The sequence below is a fragment of the Aquibacillus sediminis genome (assembly GCF_005870085.1).
In the GTDB taxonomy this organism is placed as follows: Bacteria; Bacillota; Bacilli; order Bacillales; family Amphibacillaceae; genus Aquibacillus_E; species Aquibacillus_E sediminis.
In genome coordinates this window covers 14,069-30,865 of record NZ_SZNM01000026.1, presented here as the reverse complement: position 1 = coordinate 30,865, position 16,797 = coordinate 14,069, and the positions used below count along the sequence as shown (strand labels likewise).

The following is a 16,797-nucleotide window of genomic DNA, read 5'->3' as shown; positions in this document are numbered from 1 at the left end:
AAGCGAAAGTATAATCACACTTAAACATTTCCGTTTTCTTTCATGTTTTGAAGTAGGAGTCTTACGGACGATTGCATCGGGATAAACAAAAGAACCTGCTCCATTTCACCGAAGCAGGCTCTTTTTTCTACTTATATTAGATTATACCCAGCGGGAAGTAATCACTTTTTGACGCGTATAGAAGCTAAGACCATCTTTACCATTGGCATGAAGATCACCATAGAAGGAATCTTTCCAGCCAGAGAATGGGAAGAATGCCATTGGAGCTGGCACACCAATATTGACACCTAGCATACCCGCGTCAATGGTTTCACGAAACTGGCGTACACTTCCACCATCATTGGTAAAGATACAAGCACCATTTGCAAAACGTGATTTGTTCGTAAGTTTCACTGCATCACCTAAGTCTTTCACGCGAGCGATTGACAAGACAGGTGCGAAGATTTCATCTTGCCAAATTTTCATTTCAGACGTTACATTATCAAAGATGGTAGGACCAACAAAGTAACCTTCTTTTTGTGCTTCTACGTCTTTACGCCCATCACGAATTAGTTCTGCCCCTTCTTTTTCACCTGTTTCGATATATTGTAATGTACGATCCTTATGACTGTCACGGATAACTGGCCCTAAGAACACCCCTTCATCTAGACCATTACCAATTTGAATTTCATTTGCTTTGGTCACTAATTGATCAATGAAATCATCTGCAACAGATTCTTCAACCGCTACAACAGATGCAGCCATACAACGCTCTCCTGCAGAACCGAATGCTGCATTAAGAATTTGCGTTGTTGCATTGTCAAGATTCGCATCATTTAATACGATCGAGTGGTTTTTCGCACCAGCAAGTGCTTGCACACGCTTCAAGTTGTCTGTACCACGCTTATAGACATATTCCGCAACTGGTTGAGAACCAACAAAAGAGATTGCTGCAATATCTTCGTGATCCAAGATACCATTCACCACATCATGTGCACCATGAACGATATTGAAGACACCTTCAGGTAACCCGGCTTGTTCTAGCAATTCAGCCAAACGATTTGCAAGTAGCGGCGTTCGTTCTGATGGTTTTAATACAAATGTATTACCGGTAACAATTGCCATAGGGAACATCCAGCACGGTACCATCATTGGGAAGTTAAATGGTGTGATGCCACCAATAACACCGATCGGATAACGATAGACGCTAGACTCTAGTCCAGATGCAATCGAAGGTAGTTGTTCCCCCATCATCAAGGATGGTGCACCAGCAGCAAATTCTACATTTTCAATCCCACGTTGTACTTCTCCTTTTGCTTCTTTAAAGCTTTTACCATTTTCAATTGTAATAATTTCTGCTAACTCATCCCAGTGATCTACAAGTAATTGCTGATACTTAAACATAATACGTGCACGCTTTGGTACTGGAACCTCTTTCCAAGATTCAAATGCTTCTTTCGCTACGTTTACGGCTTGATCGATATCTTCTTTTGAAGAAATTGGTACATGGGCAATCACTTCACCTGTTGCTGGATTTACTACTTCTTCTGTTTTATCTGACTTTGCTTCAATCCATTTAGCCCCAACATAGTTTTTTAGTTGTTTTACTTCTGTTTTAATCATGAAAAATTCCTCCCAATATGAATTAGTTATTTTAGAAAATTGAATATAAGAATACTGCTAAGAACATGACAATTAACGGCACGATAACGCTAACTAAAAAGATAGGTTTATAGGCTCGACGATGTGATTCACCACAAATTGCTCGAACCGTCGTTACCACATACCCATTATGTGGCAGGGAATCAATACCACCTGATGCCAACGCTGATATTCGGTGCATCGATCCATTATCAAGGCCTTGCCCTAAATAAATTGGTGCCAATATTGGCAACGCAATACCTAATCCCCCAGATGCAGAACCTGTAATACCACAAACGACCGTTACACCAACTGCTAGCCCCATTAAAGGAGGACCAGGCATATTCACAAGTGCATCTACTACACTATTAAATGCAGACACTTGAGCGGCTACACTACCAAAACCAACAACCGCACAAGTGTTAGCAAGTGCAACTAGCGCATTTTGTGTACCAACAGACAGCGATTCCCAAAATTCAGTTAGGAACGATTTCATTGTTGTGCAAGCTAAGAAGATCCCTGCTGTCAACGCAATTAACAATGCGGTGGTCGGATTCATAAATTGTCCAAGTATATTCAACAATACAATAACGGTTGTAAGTGGCAAGATCGAAACAATAACATTAGGTAATGCCTCTTCTTCTGGTTTCGAGCTAGACCCGGATGGTTCCTCTTTTTCTTCCGCAATCGCTGCCGCCATTTCTTTCGCAGCTATTGATTCATTTGGTGGTGAAAAAGTCTCCCCATTGGCAGAAGCTTTCTTCACCATTCTCCCTAACCACAATCCCCCAGCAATCGCTACCAACGCTGCACTAAAAACCCCTATAAAACCACCAGCAGTTGGTGTTGTACCGAAAAACTCAGTTGGAATAATATTTTGAATCTCTGGTGATCCCGGTGCCGTCATCGTAAATGAGATAGACCCAAATACAAGGGCAGCAGGAATAAATCTATGTGGCAAGTCTGCCGCTCTGAATAATGAAACAGCAATTGGATAGACAGCAAAACCAACAACGAATAAACTAACTCCCCCGTACGTCATAATGGCCGCTGCAGCTACCACGGCAAACACCGCTCGCTTCGCACCAAATGTTTTTTTAATCCATTGTGCAATACTCTCTGCTGATTTTGTCTCTTGCATGAATTTACCAAAAATGGCTCCAAGTAAAAACACTAAAAACCACGAAGCAAAATAACCGGTAAATCCATCCATATAATTATCAAGTAAAGCCGTTTCGAGGTTAAGCCCTCCTGTGACCGCCACCAAAATCGAACTCAAAATGGCTGCGATAATGATATTGGTACCTCTCATTGTTAAATAGATTAGTAGAATCAACGATGCAATAAGCCCTAGCATACCAATGACGTCCATGTTACTTCCTCCCTATACTCCCCTTTATCTTACCTTTGATTCTTTAGTCGAAACATCGGTTGTAAAATCATAGGAATAACAAATTCGATATAATTCTTCTACTTCTGCTTGAGTAGGAACGCGTGGATTGTTACCTGGACTACCACTCGCTAATGCATCCTTTGCCATTTTGGGGATTGCGATGTCAAATTCTTGCTTGTCAATACCCCACCCTTGTAAGTTCGGAATATTTAAATCAAGACACAATTTTTTAACAGATTGAACAGCGAAGTCTGCTGCTTCTTTGTGCGAATAATTTTCTGCTTCTGCCGAGAAAAACCTTCCTAAATCTGCTAACCTTTCTAAAGCATAATCTTTGCTATATTCTAATACTGCAGGTAGTAGCATCGCATTTGAATAACCATGTGGGACATGGAACATTGCACCGATAGGTCTTGACATGCCGTGAACCAAACATACTGACGCGTTTGAGAATGCCACACCCGCTTGTAATGCTGCTAGGGACATTCCTTCCCTCGCATCAACATCATCCCCATCTTGATAAGCTGTTTGTAAATTCTTCACAATTAACTCCATTGCGGATAGTGCCATCATATCTGTCATCGGTTGTGCTTTCTTAGAAATGTAAGCTTCCACCGCATGACTCAATGCATCCACTCCAGTGGCAGCGGTTACATGTTTTGGCGACGAAATGGTTAAGAGTGGATCTACAATTGCTACCTCAGGTAAAAACGCAGGCTGTTTTATCATCATTTTGACATCATTTGACGTATTCGTGATGACGGTTACATCTGTAGCCTCTGATCCAGTACCAGCTGTTGTCGGAACGGCAATATGAGGAATTGCAGCTTTTGTTGCTATTTTTTGATTCCCCATGTAATCCCCGATATATCCACCATTCGTTTGAAGGACAGCAATTGTCTTCGCTGTATCAAGACAGCTCCCTCCACCGATGGAAATGACCAAATCACATGATTCTTGTTCGAATAACTTCATCGCTTCGTCTACATACACGTCGGTTGGTTCTGACTCTACCCCTAAGTAAACAGCGCCTTCAACTCCAGCTTCATGTAAATAATCAAGTCCCTTCTTGACATAGCCGAGACTATCCATCACTTTATCGCTAACAACAAGCGCCTTTTTTCCTCTTGTAGCAGCCTCTTCCCCTAACTTTTTAAAAGCATGGCGACCATAATTAATTGTCTGCGGCATTTGAAATACTGCGTAATTCTCCATCTAGCTCACCCCTTTTTTTATCTCTCACCCTTATACATGCAAAAACCGTGCCAACTCTAATCCCTTGTACTATTCGTTCACAAGATTGTTGTTATGTAGCGTGATCACTACATTAAAACACGTCATTTTGTAGTGTTATCACTACACTTTTTTTAAGATTGTTTAATTAGGCTGGTTTCGTAAACATGGTTGCTTTTGAAAAAGTTTTTTTGTAAAGGCAAACGCTAATTTGGTAAATTCATTCACCTATCAGCGTTTGCCTTTCTAACTGCCCAAAAGCGAAGAGCGTCAATATCTTAGAAAAGAGCCTTAATATAAATGATACTTTTTCATTTTTTGATACAACGTGGTACGATGAATACCAAGTTGTTTTGCAGCTTTCGATTTATTTCCATTAACTTGCTTCAGTACATGTTGAATTAATTGTCTTTCTTTATCGTTACCTTGAACGTGTAGTTGTTTTATCGGTGCAAATCCTTCTGTTTGTTCTGCATCGTTTGTTAACATATTTGTCATATCATCAGGTAAATCCTCTACTCCAATCAAATCTTTATCCACTAATACGATTAATCGCTCTAACGTATTAACAAGTTCACGAATATTCCCAGGCCAATCATACTGTAAAAACACTGTCATCGCCTCAGACGTTAATCCTTTATCGGGCAAAGCATGTTTGGCGCATATTGATTTTGTGTACTGGGCAACAAGTGCCGGAATATCCTCGGATCGTTCCCTTAATGGTGGAATAGGTAATTCGATTACATTAATCCGATAATATAAGTCCTCTCGAAAATTACCTTCTTCCACCATTTTCTTCAAATCCCGATTGGTTGCTGCCACAATACGTGCGTTGACATCATACTTCTGCAAACCACCGACACGCTCCACCTGGCGCTCCTCCAATACACGCAACAATTTTGTTTGCATCATCAGTGGCATTTCGCCAATTTCGTCTAAAAATAAGGTCCCGTGTTGTGCCATCTCAAATTTACCAGGTTTCCCATCCTTTTTCGCTCCTGTAAATGCACCTTGCTCATAGCCGAATAATTCTGATTCAAATAAGTGTTCAGGTATCGCCCCACAATTGACACTTACAAACGGACCTTGCGCTTGTAAACTTAAATGATGAATGCTTTTAGCAAACAATTCTTTACCAGCGCCACTTTGACCAGTAATTAAAACGGTTGCATTTGTTTTCGCAACTTTTCTCGCCATTCGTTTCGTATTTGCTATACTTTCACTACTTCCAATAATTAGGTCTAATGTTGTTGTATTTGTTTGATCTTGAACTGTAGTCGAGGAATACTGCTCCATTTGATTAGGATTACCTTGTAAACGTTCATAGATTTGATACACTTCCGACACGCCTTCAAAAATGAGCATACCAATTGCCCCGACAACTCGATCATTATTCCATATAGGGATACGATGAACAATCATTGCCTGACCTTGAATATATTGGACTACCCCTCGTTCTGGTATCCCTGTCCTAATCGTATGATGTAATTTCGTATTATCAATTACCTCTTGAACATGTTTACCGATCGCATCTTGGCGATCAATTCCTGTAAATCTACTGTAAGCTTGGTTAAATTCTAAAATAACTGCATTTTCATCTACGACAGCTACTCCTTCGTATGCGCTTTCTAAAATAGTACTCAATGTTTCTGCTACATTTTCTCTATGGTTCATCGATCGAATATAATGAGAAAAACCATCCATGACTTCACTTTTGGATAGAATACCAACTAATTTTCCTTGATCATTCGTCACAGAAAAATTTGTATGTGCCGTTGATAAGATATCTAAGATAGACTGTTCTGCATGGATGGTAGCTGCTTTGATTGTAGCATAGGTAATCACAGATTCATCTGGGTTCCCATCCAACATTCGCCCAAGTAATGTTCGTAATGTTACCACTCCTATTGGATACATGTCATCGTCAACGACAGGCAAACAATCTATTTGAACACGTTGCAACATCGTAGCAGCTTTTTTTATCGATGTAGTTCCTTTTATACAATATGGATTAGGCAACATCCAACGTGAAACTTTTAAATCAAATGTCGTATTAAAACGTTCAGAACTATGCTGTAATAAGTCATACATGATCTACGAGCTCCTCTTCATTGCATTTTCCAGGCCCTTATCAAGACCTTTAACTGAAACATATTTTTACAAATTATATCAAATTTGCATTATAATAGATATTAGTTTAAAATGTTAAAATTCTGAACTTTCATCAAAATAGCTAATAATCATAATCATAGATAATAATTGTAGGTTTCTTTTAACTGCAGCACATGGAAGGCGGTTTACGAACATGATTCACTTAGATATGAGGACCGAACAAACAATAAAACTAAACATCACACCTGAAATGCGGCAGGCCCTTTCCCTATTAAACTATTCGACTACTGATTTAGTTGGTTTCATTGAAAATGAAGCTTTAGAAAATCCATTATTAGAATTAGAAACAAACGATTATGATCAGAACCTGGCTACTAACGATGTGACAGATGGAGCAGGTGCATTAGATTTTGTTCAGTCTGAAGGGGATCATCTCTATGACTATTTACATGAACAAGTTATCCACCTCCACCTTAATGAACAGCAACAAAAGATGATCAACTATATCATCTTAATGTTAGATGATAACGGCTATTTCAAAGAACCTTTCGATGATGTCGCGGAACAGTTACAGGTAACAGTCGAACAGGTGGAACAGGCTGTAAGAACCATTCAACAATTGGAACCAGCTGGTATTGCCGCAACTAGTTTACAAGAATGTCTGTACATCCAGATTGCTCGGAATGATCCAGATAATCTAGTCGCTCAACAAATAGTGTTAGATCATTTGGAAGCGCTCTCTTCAGGTCAATTTGATGTGATTGCTGAGATTTTAAATATTACAGAGGGAAAGGTTAAACAGGTATTGACCTCTATCCAATCTCTTAACCCTAAACCTGCCAATGCATTAGATCCACCGACTGAGCGTGACTATGTAACACCTGATTTATTTGTTTATGTGGAAACAAATGATATTACAGTAGCAATAAATGATCAACTCATACCAAATGTACAGCTGTCGGATGATTATTTACCTTTATTGAAGGGAGAAGTAGATCAGGAAACAAGTCAGTTTTTACGTGAAAAATATAAGCGATTGAAGTGGTTGCAACGAACGATTGCCCATCGTCACCTCACATTACAACAAGTGATGCAGGCAATTGCAGCACATCAATCTGACTTTTTTTATAAAGGGCCTTCCCACCTTCAGCCATTAACATTAAAACAAATCGCAAACGAATGTCAGCTGCATGTATCAACGATTAGTCGAGCAACAACGAGTAAATATGTACAGACACCATTTGGCTTATATGAATTAAAATATTTCTTCACATCCTCAATTCCATTAGCCAATGGAAAAGCAACTTCTTCCAATAAAATTAAGCATTTGATTGCCAAATTAATTGAACAAGAAGACAAAAACGTACCACTTTCCGATCAAAAAATAGCCAATATACTAAAAGAACAGGATATCCTAATTTCTCGGCGAACAGTTGCTAAATATCGCAACCAATTAAAAATCCCTTCGACTAAGTTACGGAAAGGACGAACAAAAATTAACGCATCCGCTACATAGAAGAGCGGATGCGTTTGCTTTTTATAAAAATATCTTAGAGTCTTATAGCTCTTGTTCACCCTTCACACCATTGATCGAATAGCTAACAGAAATATCAGCATTTAAAGTATGGGAAACAGAACAATATTTATCTTTAGAAAGCTTGATCGCACGAACTACTTTATCCTCAGGTAAATCTCCATCCAATGCATAATGAATGGAAATGGTTGTAAAACGTTTTGGATGCTCATCGGCACGTTCCCCGGACACATCCATTTGGAAATCCGTAGGTTCTAAGCGCATTTTTGTCAAGATAGAAATGATATCAATTCCTGTACAACCAGCAACAGCGTTAAGTAATAGTTCTGTAGGTCTTGCCCCAGTATTTTTTCCACCAACTGCTTCCGCTGCATCCATTTTAATATCATGACCAGATGGCGTAACATTAGAAAAAGCCATATCTCCATTCCATTTAATATTTAAATCCATATTAACATCTCCTTCAGTAATTTCACTTATGTTTTGTTGATGATTGTATTTCATTCAATAACCTAAGTATATAATCTTCTACATTTTATGAAAAATATATTGTTTACTATCCTAAGAGCAGAACACTTTCGTATGTTTTATAGCTTTTCCAAACTTACGATTTAATAGAAACTCCGACATAACTTTGTCCGTGGGGTGGAAGCGGGATTTCATTCCACTTTCCTTCAGCCTGAATGTTAAGTCAGATTCTATGTTTATTGTGAAAACCAACAATCTTTTTTGTATAACAACCAAAAAATAGGAAAATCTATACTTAACAAACTAATGAGGTGATCAGCATGTTTCGCTTTTACTTTAAGCAATGTAAAAAAATTCATTCATTCCCTAACTGGAACTTTATTGATAAAGTATCCTTTATTGCCATTTCCAATATACTTCTATTCGCTATTGCTATGTCATTTCCAGCCAATAACTTAATCAATATAGGGATTTCATTCTTGTTTTTATCATCGTTATCGTACATTATTTATTCATCGAGTAAGATCCTTATTAACAAACTTATACAATTTTTCTTCCATAAAACTGCCAAAACAAAATCCCGCTCACACTAATACAAGTCCCAGTTACTTTACTGGGACATACCCTGTTAGGTTCACTATTTCTTGGCCCTGCTCAGATTGCATCCAATCTAGAAACGGATCAACATGCGGGTTATTACTACCTGCTGTAATCGCAAAAAACTGATCCACAAATGGATAACTTTCATTTTGAATGTTTTCTTTAGTTGGCTCGAAACCGTCGATTGCGATATGCTTTATCTTGCCATTTTTCACCATTTCGTTAGAAAAGTGGCGAAAAGAAAACCCGATAGCATTGCTTCTATTCTTATAATTAGAAGTCTCGCGAATAATCCCCCCCATACCTGACACAATTTCTTCTGAAGGTGGATCCATCAAGGCTTTACCGTCCATCACATTAACCAAAGCTGTTTGACTACCACTACCGTCTGGTCGTTGAAAAGCACGAATTTCTTCATCCTTTCCACCCACCTCTTGCCAGTTTGTTATGTCACCAGAATAGATTTTTTGAATCTGTTCCGTCGTAAGCGATGAAACAGGGTTATTCGCATGAACAAAAAAGACAAAAGCCTCCCGCCCAATTGGGGTAAGGGTTAGTTCTAAATCGTGACGTTCAGCGCTTCTCATTTGCGCTTTTGAGGGGTGTGCCATAAAAGTCATATCCACATCCCCATTGACTAAACGATGAAACGATGTATCGGTTTGCGTGGACACCACTTCACTCTCCTGCAACGGATATTCTTTTATTGGATATACCGCTTGCACAAATCCACTATAAACAGGATATAATGCTGTTGCACCGTCTAATTTTGGTAAGTTATCTTCAATCTTATAGGTTGATTCCTCATCTAATTTAACAGCCTTGGTATTTTCGGTAAATGGGCGATATGCTGATAAATCAAAATCTTGTGTGCTAACAATCTCAAGACGTTTCAGATATGCTTGATAGCCTTCGTAACTAACAACAGAAACAACTGCAACTAAAAAGAAAACAATGCCTACTATTTTCGCAGGCTTCTTCCTCATTTGCTGATAGATTGCTAGAATCGTTACCACTATGAAACCTACTGTAACAATGGGAACGAATGGGACATAGAACGATGCATCCCTTGATATCGCAGCAATAACAGTGGCGATTATCCCAACAAACCCGTAACCGATGATCACCAATATAGCTACCACATGTTTCATATATTTCCCCCCCTCACTTCGTAAATTGTATTCTTACCATTATTCTAACACGCCCTCCTCATTTTTGAGGCTTATTCCCTAAAAAGTGTATTTCTGTTTGTCATGTTAAGTACTCTACGACCATTAAAATTCAACACCAATGCATACCCTTAGTGTGAATTTCTCTCGATTAATACACACACTAATTGTACAAAGACCTGCCATGATAGGAAGCTTTTGGATCTCATGCTACACTTTACTAAATTCCAGTAAAAAAACGGATGTGCCTTGCCGTAGCACACCCGTTGAAATTGTTATTGTCGTTTTTTCGTTTTCTTATTATTGGCTTTTTCATTTGGAGTTAGTGGCTCATTAGCAAATTCATGATCAAATTTCTTCGACAACTTTTTTCTTACGGCTTGTTCGTCACTTACGCCGCCTTTTAATTTGACTTTTGGGTCTTTACCCATGACCATGCACCTCCAACGGGAATTTAATATTAGTTTCACAAATAAAGAACAGAACCTGTTCCCCCTTAGCTTGATATATAGGAAGACTTCTTATTCATTTCGTATCATTATCAAGGGATTGGAAAGCATAAGAAGTGGAGGGATGAATCATGACACAACAATACTTAACCGTTGAAGAATTTAACGATTTGTTACAACAATGGATCGGCAACCAAATAGTCATTAGTAAACAAGAAATTAAAGACCTAGATCAAACATTTATGAAACTGGATTCTATTTCCTATTCGAAAGATACACGAAGAATGGATGATTACGAACCAATGCATTCCTTACTACTTCATGGCACTGGACAAATCGAGACAGAGTCCATTCAAAACCAAACACAAGCCTTACCATCAGATTATTATGAAATACCTCTTGAAGATTCAACCTTATATCATTACAATAACCAACGTTTTTCTCTCATTACGGATCGTGGAACATATACGATTGAAATCGCACCCGATCAAACAACTTAACCTATACAGTAGCTGTGCATGAAGTTCTCACTTACTGCACAGCTTGTTCTTTTTCTGAATTCCCTAACAAAGCAACCTTAACACCGCTTCTATGTTTATGATCACACAAAATATATAAGGTATCCCCTTTTTGAATAACAGTATTCCCAGTTGGGGTCAATAGATCTTTAGCACGTGTAATTCCAATAACCAATGTCTCATCAGGTAGTTGTAATGTGGTCAATGATTTTCCAATAGCAGAAGAATGTTTAGGCATCGTCACCTTCATAATATCACGATCTGTATTTCCTAAATTTATTAGATCAATACTCGCATTATCCTCATCCTCTTCCCCTGTTAACCCTAACTTTTCCGCAACCATCGATAATGTACTCCCCTGTACTAATGCAGAAATAAAAACAACGAAAAACACTGTGTTAAAAATTAAATGACTACTTTCTAGATTTGCCACAATTGGGTAGGTAGCAAGCACAATTGGTACAGCTCCCTTCAAACCGGCCCAAGAGATAAATAGTTTTTGTTTCACAGTATTTTTCATTCCTACCATACTGATAAAAACTGCAACAGGTCGAGCAACAAACATCAAGATCAATGCAATGAAAATTCCGTTCCAAAACACTGCCGTTAATTCACTTGGAAATACGAGTAATCCAAGCAGCGTAAACATAATGATCTGCATCATCCAGGCGAAGCCTTCATTAAAGCGCAAAATCGAAAAACGGTAGGTTAAATCACTATTCCCTACAAACACTGCCATGACATAAACTGCTAACAATCCACTTCCACCCAAAAAATCTGTTATAGCATAGGTGAACACAGCCGCTCCCATGGCAAGAACTGGGTAAAGACCAGATATATCTAGTTTAATGTTATTAATCACAGCAACAGTGAGTTTACCTAGCAACAACCCTAAGACAAGACCAAGTCCCATTTGTAAAAAGAAACTACCTATTGCACTCCAAATTGACATATTAGGCAGTTGGATAAGTTGAATGAGTGTAACCGTTAAAAAAACAGCCATTGGATCATTAGAACCGGATTCTGCTTCCAGTGTGTAAGTCAATCGTTTATTAAAATTTTTGTTTCCAATTACCGAGAAAACAGCTGCTGCATCTGTTGAGCTAACAATTGCACCTAACAACAAGCCCTGTAAGAGAGAAAAATCTAATATGTACATGGCGGCTAAACCTGTAATGAATGCAGTAATTAGGACACCTATTGTTGCCAACGAGAATGCTGGCACAAGAACCGGCCGAATTTTATGCCATTTGGTTTGTGTTCCACCATCAAATAAAATAATAATTAATGCTAGTATTCCAATGAATTGCGTCATTTGTACATCCTCAAAAAACATGAATCGGTTAAGCAACATACCTGCAATCAAAAATAATACCAAAGCAGGTAGCCCTAAACGAGAGGAGAACTTGGTTGCTAACACACCGATAATTAACATACCTGAAAGTAAAAATAATAGTGCACCTATAAACTCCATTTGTTAACCTTCTCCAATCAAGTTTTCCTATTATTATTGACTTGTCGATTTGTATAATCAACTAGTTCGTTCTTCTGTTCTGCTTTCCATTCATCTTCTAACATACTCATCTCCCATAAATTCCAATATGTATTACCAAAGATCTGAGCATCTCTCTTTACACCTTCTTTTACAAAACCAACCTTTTCATAACAACGAATGGCCGGTGTATTAAAATCAAACACACCTAGACTAACTCGATGTAAACGCATGTCATTAAATGCAATTTCGAGAATGCTTTTGATCATTTGTTTCCCGATTCCTTTGCCTCTAATCGTCTCATCTCCTACTAGAACTCTCCCAATCCGCCCAGAATTATTCTTACGGTCTATATCTCCTAACGATATATGTCCAATAACATTCCCTGTTTGCTGGTCCACCACACTATAAGCATATAATTTAGCCTGATCCTTATTGGCGTCAAAAAGATAGTTTTGGAGTTGTTGTTTCGTCAATGGAAATTCAAAACTTGATCCTCCCCATTGTACTAACAATGATGGTGAATCAATCCATTTAATTAATTGATCATAATCAGAAGGATCAAAATATCGCAGTGTTATCATCGTCTCTCTCCCTTATCATTTCATACACAACTCGTCTTTTCTATAAAGTGAAACTTCACTCAGTGTGGGTTTTTGCTCTCCCCCCACTGAGTGTTAGTTGAACCAATCGGGGTGTTAGCGTCCGTTAATTCCCACTCAAACATCTCGTTTCACTTCACGTTTTGAAGTGGAAGTCTTACGGACGGTTGAACCGGGATAAATTCACACCATATTCTTCTTCCAATACTCGATATACTTCTTTTAATTTTGGTTTCTTGGCTACAATCGTTCGGACTCGTTCAGTAAGATTTATCAATTCTTCATTTTGTTCCTCTTCCGGCAGCCCTTTTTGATAATTATATGTATCATGTAATGTATGGTCTAACAACTGTAAAATCGACCACTGAGTTTTTACCGCTTGTAAAAGTAACTCTTCTTTTGAATTTGCCATCATTTCCTTCTCCTTTTTAGTTCATATTCCCTTATATTGTACTATTGAAAACAGGTCACGTATAATAATTCATTTGCAAACAGCTCGAACTAATTCATTTATTTTATAAGGCTTGATGCAGTTCTCATTTCTTTTTTTACCAAATCACACCCTTGAATTTCGAAACAGGCCCCCTTATCTATTAAAAAATCCGAACGAATGGTATTCTAATTGTAGAATTTTGAACCATCGTTCGGATTTTATATGACTACATACTTTTTTCCCGTCTGATTGTTTAAACTTCGATAATAATCGGAAGTATCATTGGTTTACGCTTTGTATGCTTAAAGATATATTGACCAACAGCCTTTTTTATTTCTTGTTTAATTGCGCTCCATTGACTTCGATTATTCTTCGCTTGTACATCACTAACAGCTCGAGCAATAATTCGATTGACATCTTTTAATAATTCCTCCGCATCCCTTACATATACAAATCCTCGAGTCACTGTATCTGGATTGGAAATCAATCTCTTTTCTGACTTGCTCATTGTCAAAACCGTCACAAGCATACCGTCTTCTGACAACTGCTTGCGATCACGTAAAACAATATCCCCGACATCACCAATCCCCATACCATCAACATACGTATTTCCAGCAGGTAGTCTTCTCGTTTGTCGAGCACTGGAATTCTCTATATCGACAACATCGCCATTACCCATAATAAATGTATTGTCTGGATCAATCCCCACAGACTCAGCTAACATCCGATGATGGTGTAACATCCTCAGTTCTCCATGAATTGGAATAAAATAGGCTGGTTGCATTAAGGTTAGCATCATTTTCAAATCTTCTTGGTAACCATGACCTGAAACATGCATACCAGAGCTACTTCCAGATCCATAAATCACATTAGCACGTAGCGAATATAAATTATCAATAATTTTGGTAACCGCTTTTTCATTACCCGGAATTGGACCTGCTGCAAAAATCACTGTATCGTCAGGTAAGATCTCAACTCCTCGAAAATTACCTGTAGATAATCGCGACAGTGCTGCCAATGGTTCTCCTTGACTCCCAGTACAAAGAATGGCCACTTTCTCAGGTGGTAGTTCATGAATTTGATCCTGTTCAATCAACATATCATCTGGAACATCTAAATAACCACGTTTGATTGCAACATCAACAACATTGACCATACTTCTCCCCAGTAACGCTAGACGGCGATTGGTTTTCTTTGCTGCTTCTACTACTTGTTGAACTCGATTAATATTGGAGGCAAACGTTGATAAAATAACTTTTCGTTCTGCTTTCATGAAGGCCTCAACTACATTTTCTCCAACCATTTTTTCTGACGGTGTAGCACCTGGTCGTTCCGCATTTGTGCTCTCCGACAACAATAGCAACACACCTTGTTTACCAATCTCAGCCATTTTGTGAATATCTGAATGTTCATTATTCGCAGGGGTTAAATCGAACTTAAAATCACCAGTATGTACAATCTTGCCTTCTGGTGTATGAAAAACAATACCTAAACAATCAGGAATACTATGATTCACCCTAAAAAATTCAATACTGGTATCACCTAGCGTGATGTTTGAACTTGCATCGATTTTAACTAATTCAGATTCTCTTAAAATTTTATGTTCTCTTAACTTTAGTTCAATCAATCCTAAAGTGAAATTTGTCGCATATACAGGAACATTAAACTGTTTCAAAAAATATGGAACCCCACCAATATGATCTTCATGACCATGGGTTACAATAATCCCTTTTATTTTATCCTTTCTCTCCTGTAGATAGGACATATCAGGAATGATTAAATCAATGCCCAATAAACTCTCGTCAGGAAACTTATTTCCACAATCAATGACAATAATGTCTCGCTCTGTCTCAATTGCATACATATTTTTCCCGATCTCATGTAAACCACCTAAGGCAAAAACGGAAATAGCATTTTTATTTGTAGTCAAACTATCGTCCTCCCACCTTACAAGATAATAGTTGTAGTATATCCAAGTTAGTTGTTTTTATTAATTCGAACAAAAATCCCTTTTTTTACTCATTCAATTTGTATATCTTAAATGAAATGAAACGACACTCAAACTCTTACCCAGGATAATTTGACAGATAACTAGAAATCATGTACATTTAAAATAACGAACGTTGGAAAATATTTAAACGATAATATTCGTTTTTTAGGAGTGTGCTTTATGGAAAATGTATTTGATTACGAAGATATTCAATTAATTCCCGCAAAATGTGTAGTTAATAGCCGTTCTGAATGTGATACTACCGTAACTCTAGGTGGTCGAACATTCAAGCTTCCGGTTGTTCCTGCCAATATGCAAACCATTATAGATGAAAGAATTGCATTATATTTAGCAGAAAATAGTTATTTCTATATCATGCATCGGTTTGAACCAGAAGCAAGAGTTGGCTTTATTAAAGATATGCATGCACGAAATCTAATCGCATCCATAAGTGTTGGTGTAAAAGAAGATGAGTATCCATTTATTGAGCAATTAGCAGAACAAAACCTTGTTCCAGAATACATTACAATTGACATTGCACACGGTCATTCGGATGCTGTGATCAAAATGATTAAACATATAAAAACAAACCTTCCTACCACATTTGTTATTGCTGGAAATGTTGGTACCCCTGAAGCCGTACGTGAATTAGAAAATGCCGGTGCAGACGCAACAAAAGTCGGAATTGGACCAGGTAAAGTCTGCATCACAAAAATCAAGACTGGTTTTGGCACTGGTGGTTGGCAATTAGCAGCATTACGCTGGTGTGCAAAGGCAGCAAGTAAACCAATTATTGCAGATGGGGGTATTCGTACACATGGAGATGTCGCAAAATCGATCCGTTTTGGTGCTTCGATGGTAATGATTGGTTCCTTATTTGCAGGTCATGAAGAATCACCAGGGGAAACGGTTGTTAAAGAAGAGAAGCTATATAAAGAATATTTTGGATCTGCATCTGAATTTCAAAAAGGTGAAAAGAAAAATGTCGAAGGTAAAAAAATGTACGTGGAATACAAAGGTCCGCTTCAAGATACTTTAGATGAAATGGAACAAGATCTTCAATCTTCCATATCCTATGCTGGCGGTAAAAAGCTTGAAGCTATTCGCAATGTCGATTACGTTGTTGTTAAAAATTCGATCTTTAATGGGGATAAAGTTTATTAATTTCATACAAGAAAACAAAG

14 protein-coding genes are annotated in these 16,797 nt (G+C 38.0%); 3 read left to right on the top strand and 11 right to left on the bottom strand.

Annotated features, from left to right (window positions below; translation table 11 throughout):
• Positions 1-141: 141 nt before the first annotated feature.
• The 4 genes from FCI53_RS17865 to FCI53_RS17850 form a co-directional block, all read right to left on the bottom strand.
• Positions 142-1,602 (bottom strand): CoA-acylating methylmalonate-semialdehyde dehydrogenase, encoded by a 1,461-nt coding sequence (locus FCI53_RS17865; protein WP_138420385.1) that lies wholly within the window; start codon positions 1,600-1,602, stop codon positions 142-144.
• 31 nt (positions 1,603-1,633) lie between these two features.
• Entirely contained in the window at positions 1,634-2,992 is a 1,359-nt protein-coding gene (locus FCI53_RS17860; RefSeq protein WP_138420384.1) for a GntP family permease, read from the bottom strand.
• A 24-nt stretch (positions 2,993-3,016) separates the two neighbouring features.
• Positions 3,017-4,228 carry an iron-containing alcohol dehydrogenase gene (locus tag FCI53_RS17855; protein WP_138420383.1) on the bottom strand — a complete coding sequence of 404 codons (1,212 nt, stop codon included), beginning with the start codon at positions 4,226-4,228 and terminating at the stop codon, positions 3,017-3,019.
• Between the two features lie 309 nt (positions 4,229-4,537).
• Positions 4,538-6,337 carry a sigma-54-dependent Fis family transcriptional regulator gene (locus FCI53_RS17850; protein ID WP_138420382.1) on the bottom strand — a complete coding sequence of 600 codons (1,800 nt, stop codon included), beginning with the start codon at positions 6,335-6,337 and terminating at the stop codon, positions 4,538-4,540.
• A gap of 214 nt (positions 6,338-6,551) precedes the next feature.
• Between FCI53_RS17850 and rpoN the strand changes: the two genes are divergently transcribed.
• Positions 6,552-7,874 (top strand): RNA polymerase factor sigma-54, encoded by a 1,323-nt coding sequence (gene rpoN / locus FCI53_RS17845; RefSeq protein WP_138420381.1) that lies wholly within the window; start codon positions 6,552-6,554, stop codon positions 7,872-7,874.
• A 42-nt stretch (positions 7,875-7,916) separates the two neighbouring features.
• Here the strand turns inward: rpoN and FCI53_RS17840 are convergent, their stop codons facing one another.
• The 3 genes from FCI53_RS17840 to sspO form a co-directional block, all read right to left on the bottom strand.
• Complete coding sequence (locus tag FCI53_RS17840; RefSeq protein WP_138420380.1) at positions 7,917-8,342, bottom strand: OsmC family protein; 426 nt, start codon at positions 8,340-8,342, stop codon at positions 7,917-7,919.
• A gap of 623 nt (positions 8,343-8,965) precedes the next feature.
• The gene (locus FCI53_RS17835; protein ID WP_138420379.1) at positions 8,966-10,111 is read right to left on the bottom strand and encodes a PstS family phosphate ABC transporter substrate-binding protein; all 1,146 of its coding nucleotides are present in this window, start codon (positions 10,109-10,111) and stop codon (positions 8,966-8,968) included.
• Between the two features lie 293 nt (positions 10,112-10,404).
• Entirely contained in the window at positions 10,405-10,560 is a 156-nt protein-coding gene (gene sspO, locus FCI53_RS17830; protein WP_138420378.1) for a small acid-soluble spore protein O, read from the bottom strand.
• A gap of 149 nt (positions 10,561-10,709) precedes the next feature.
• Here sspO and ymzB point away from each other — a divergent pair, with 149 nt between their 5' ends.
• Positions 10,710-11,078, top strand: coding sequence for a protein YmzB (gene ymzB, locus FCI53_RS17825; RefSeq protein ID WP_138420377.1), 369 nt, complete (start codon positions 10,710-10,712; stop codon positions 11,076-11,078).
• A gap of 31 nt (positions 11,079-11,109) precedes the next feature.
• Here the strand turns inward: ymzB and FCI53_RS17820 are convergent, their stop codons facing one another.
• The 4 genes from FCI53_RS17820 to FCI53_RS17805 all read right to left on the bottom strand — a co-directional run bounded on the left by FCI53_RS17820 (position 11,110) and on the right by FCI53_RS17805 (position 15,553).
• Positions 11,110-12,570, bottom strand: a complete 1,461-nt coding sequence (locus tag FCI53_RS17820) for a potassium/proton antiporter (protein WP_138420376.1) — start codon at positions 12,568-12,570, stop codon at positions 11,110-11,112.
• A 17-nt stretch (positions 12,571-12,587) separates the two neighbouring features.
• Positions 12,588-13,172 (bottom strand): GNAT family N-acetyltransferase, encoded by a 585-nt coding sequence (locus FCI53_RS17815; RefSeq protein WP_138420375.1) that lies wholly within the window; start codon positions 13,170-13,172, stop codon positions 12,588-12,590.
• Between the two features lie 175 nt (positions 13,173-13,347).
• On the bottom strand, positions 13,348-13,602 hold the full coding sequence (locus tag FCI53_RS17810) for a hypothetical protein (protein ID WP_138420374.1): 255 nt from the start codon (positions 13,600-13,602) through the stop codon (positions 13,348-13,350).
• Positions 13,603-13,876: 274 nt separating this feature from the next.
• On the bottom strand, positions 13,877-15,553 hold the full coding sequence (locus FCI53_RS17805) for a ribonuclease J (protein ID WP_138420373.1): 1,677 nt from the start codon (positions 15,551-15,553) through the stop codon (positions 13,877-13,879).
• Between the two features lie 240 nt (positions 15,554-15,793).
• Between FCI53_RS17805 and guaC the strand changes: the two genes are divergently transcribed.
• Positions 15,794-16,777 carry a GMP reductase gene (gene guaC / locus FCI53_RS17800; protein WP_138420372.1) on the top strand — a complete coding sequence of 328 codons (984 nt, stop codon included), beginning with the start codon at positions 15,794-15,796 and terminating at the stop codon, positions 16,775-16,777.
• Positions 16,778-16,797: the final 20 nt, after the last annotated feature.

Bases quoted from the DNA above. Each gene is read 5' to 3' on its own strand.
- FCI53_RS17860 (WP_138420384.1), bottom strand. From the start codon at position 2,992: ATGGACGTCATTGGTATGCTAGGGCTTATTGCATCGTTGATTCTACTA.
- rpoN (WP_138420381.1), top strand. From the start codon at position 6,552: ATGATTCACTTAGATATGAGGACCGAACAAACAATAAAACTAAACATC.
- FCI53_RS17850 (WP_138420382.1), bottom strand. From the start codon at position 6,337: ATGTATGACTTATTACAGCATAGTTCTGAACGTTTTAATACGACATTT.
- ymzB (WP_138420377.1), top strand. From the start codon at position 10,710: ATGACACAACAATACTTAACCGTTGAAGAATTTAACGATTTGTTACAA.
- FCI53_RS17820 (WP_138420376.1), bottom strand. From the start codon at position 12,570: ATGGAGTTTATAGGTGCACTATTATTTTTACTTTCAGGTATGTTAATT.
- FCI53_RS17815 (WP_138420375.1), bottom strand. From the start codon at position 13,172: ATGATAACACTGCGATATTTTGATCCTTCTGATTATGATCAATTAATT.
- FCI53_RS17835 (WP_138420379.1), bottom strand. From the start codon at position 10,111: ATGAAACATGTGGTAGCTATATTGGTGATCATCGGTTACGGGTTTGTT.
- FCI53_RS17810 (WP_138420374.1), bottom strand. From the start codon at position 13,602: ATGGCAAATTCAAAAGAAGAGTTACTTTTACAAGCGGTAAAAACTCAG.
- FCI53_RS17840 (WP_138420380.1), bottom strand. From the start codon at position 8,342: ATGGATTTAAATATTAAATGGAATGGAGATATGGCTTTTTCTAATGTT.
- FCI53_RS17855 (WP_138420383.1), bottom strand. From the start codon at position 4,228: ATGGAGAATTACGCAGTATTTCAAATGCCGCAGACAATTAATTATGGT.
- FCI53_RS17865 (WP_138420385.1), bottom strand. From the start codon at position 1,602: ATGATTAAAACAGAAGTAAAACAACTAAAAAACTATGTTGGGGCTAAA.
- sspO (WP_138420378.1), bottom strand. From the start codon at position 10,560: ATGGGTAAAGACCCAAAAGTCAAATTAAAAGGCGGCGTAAGTGACGAA.
- guaC (WP_138420372.1), top strand. From the start codon at position 15,794: ATGGAAAATGTATTTGATTACGAAGATATTCAATTAATTCCCGCAAAA.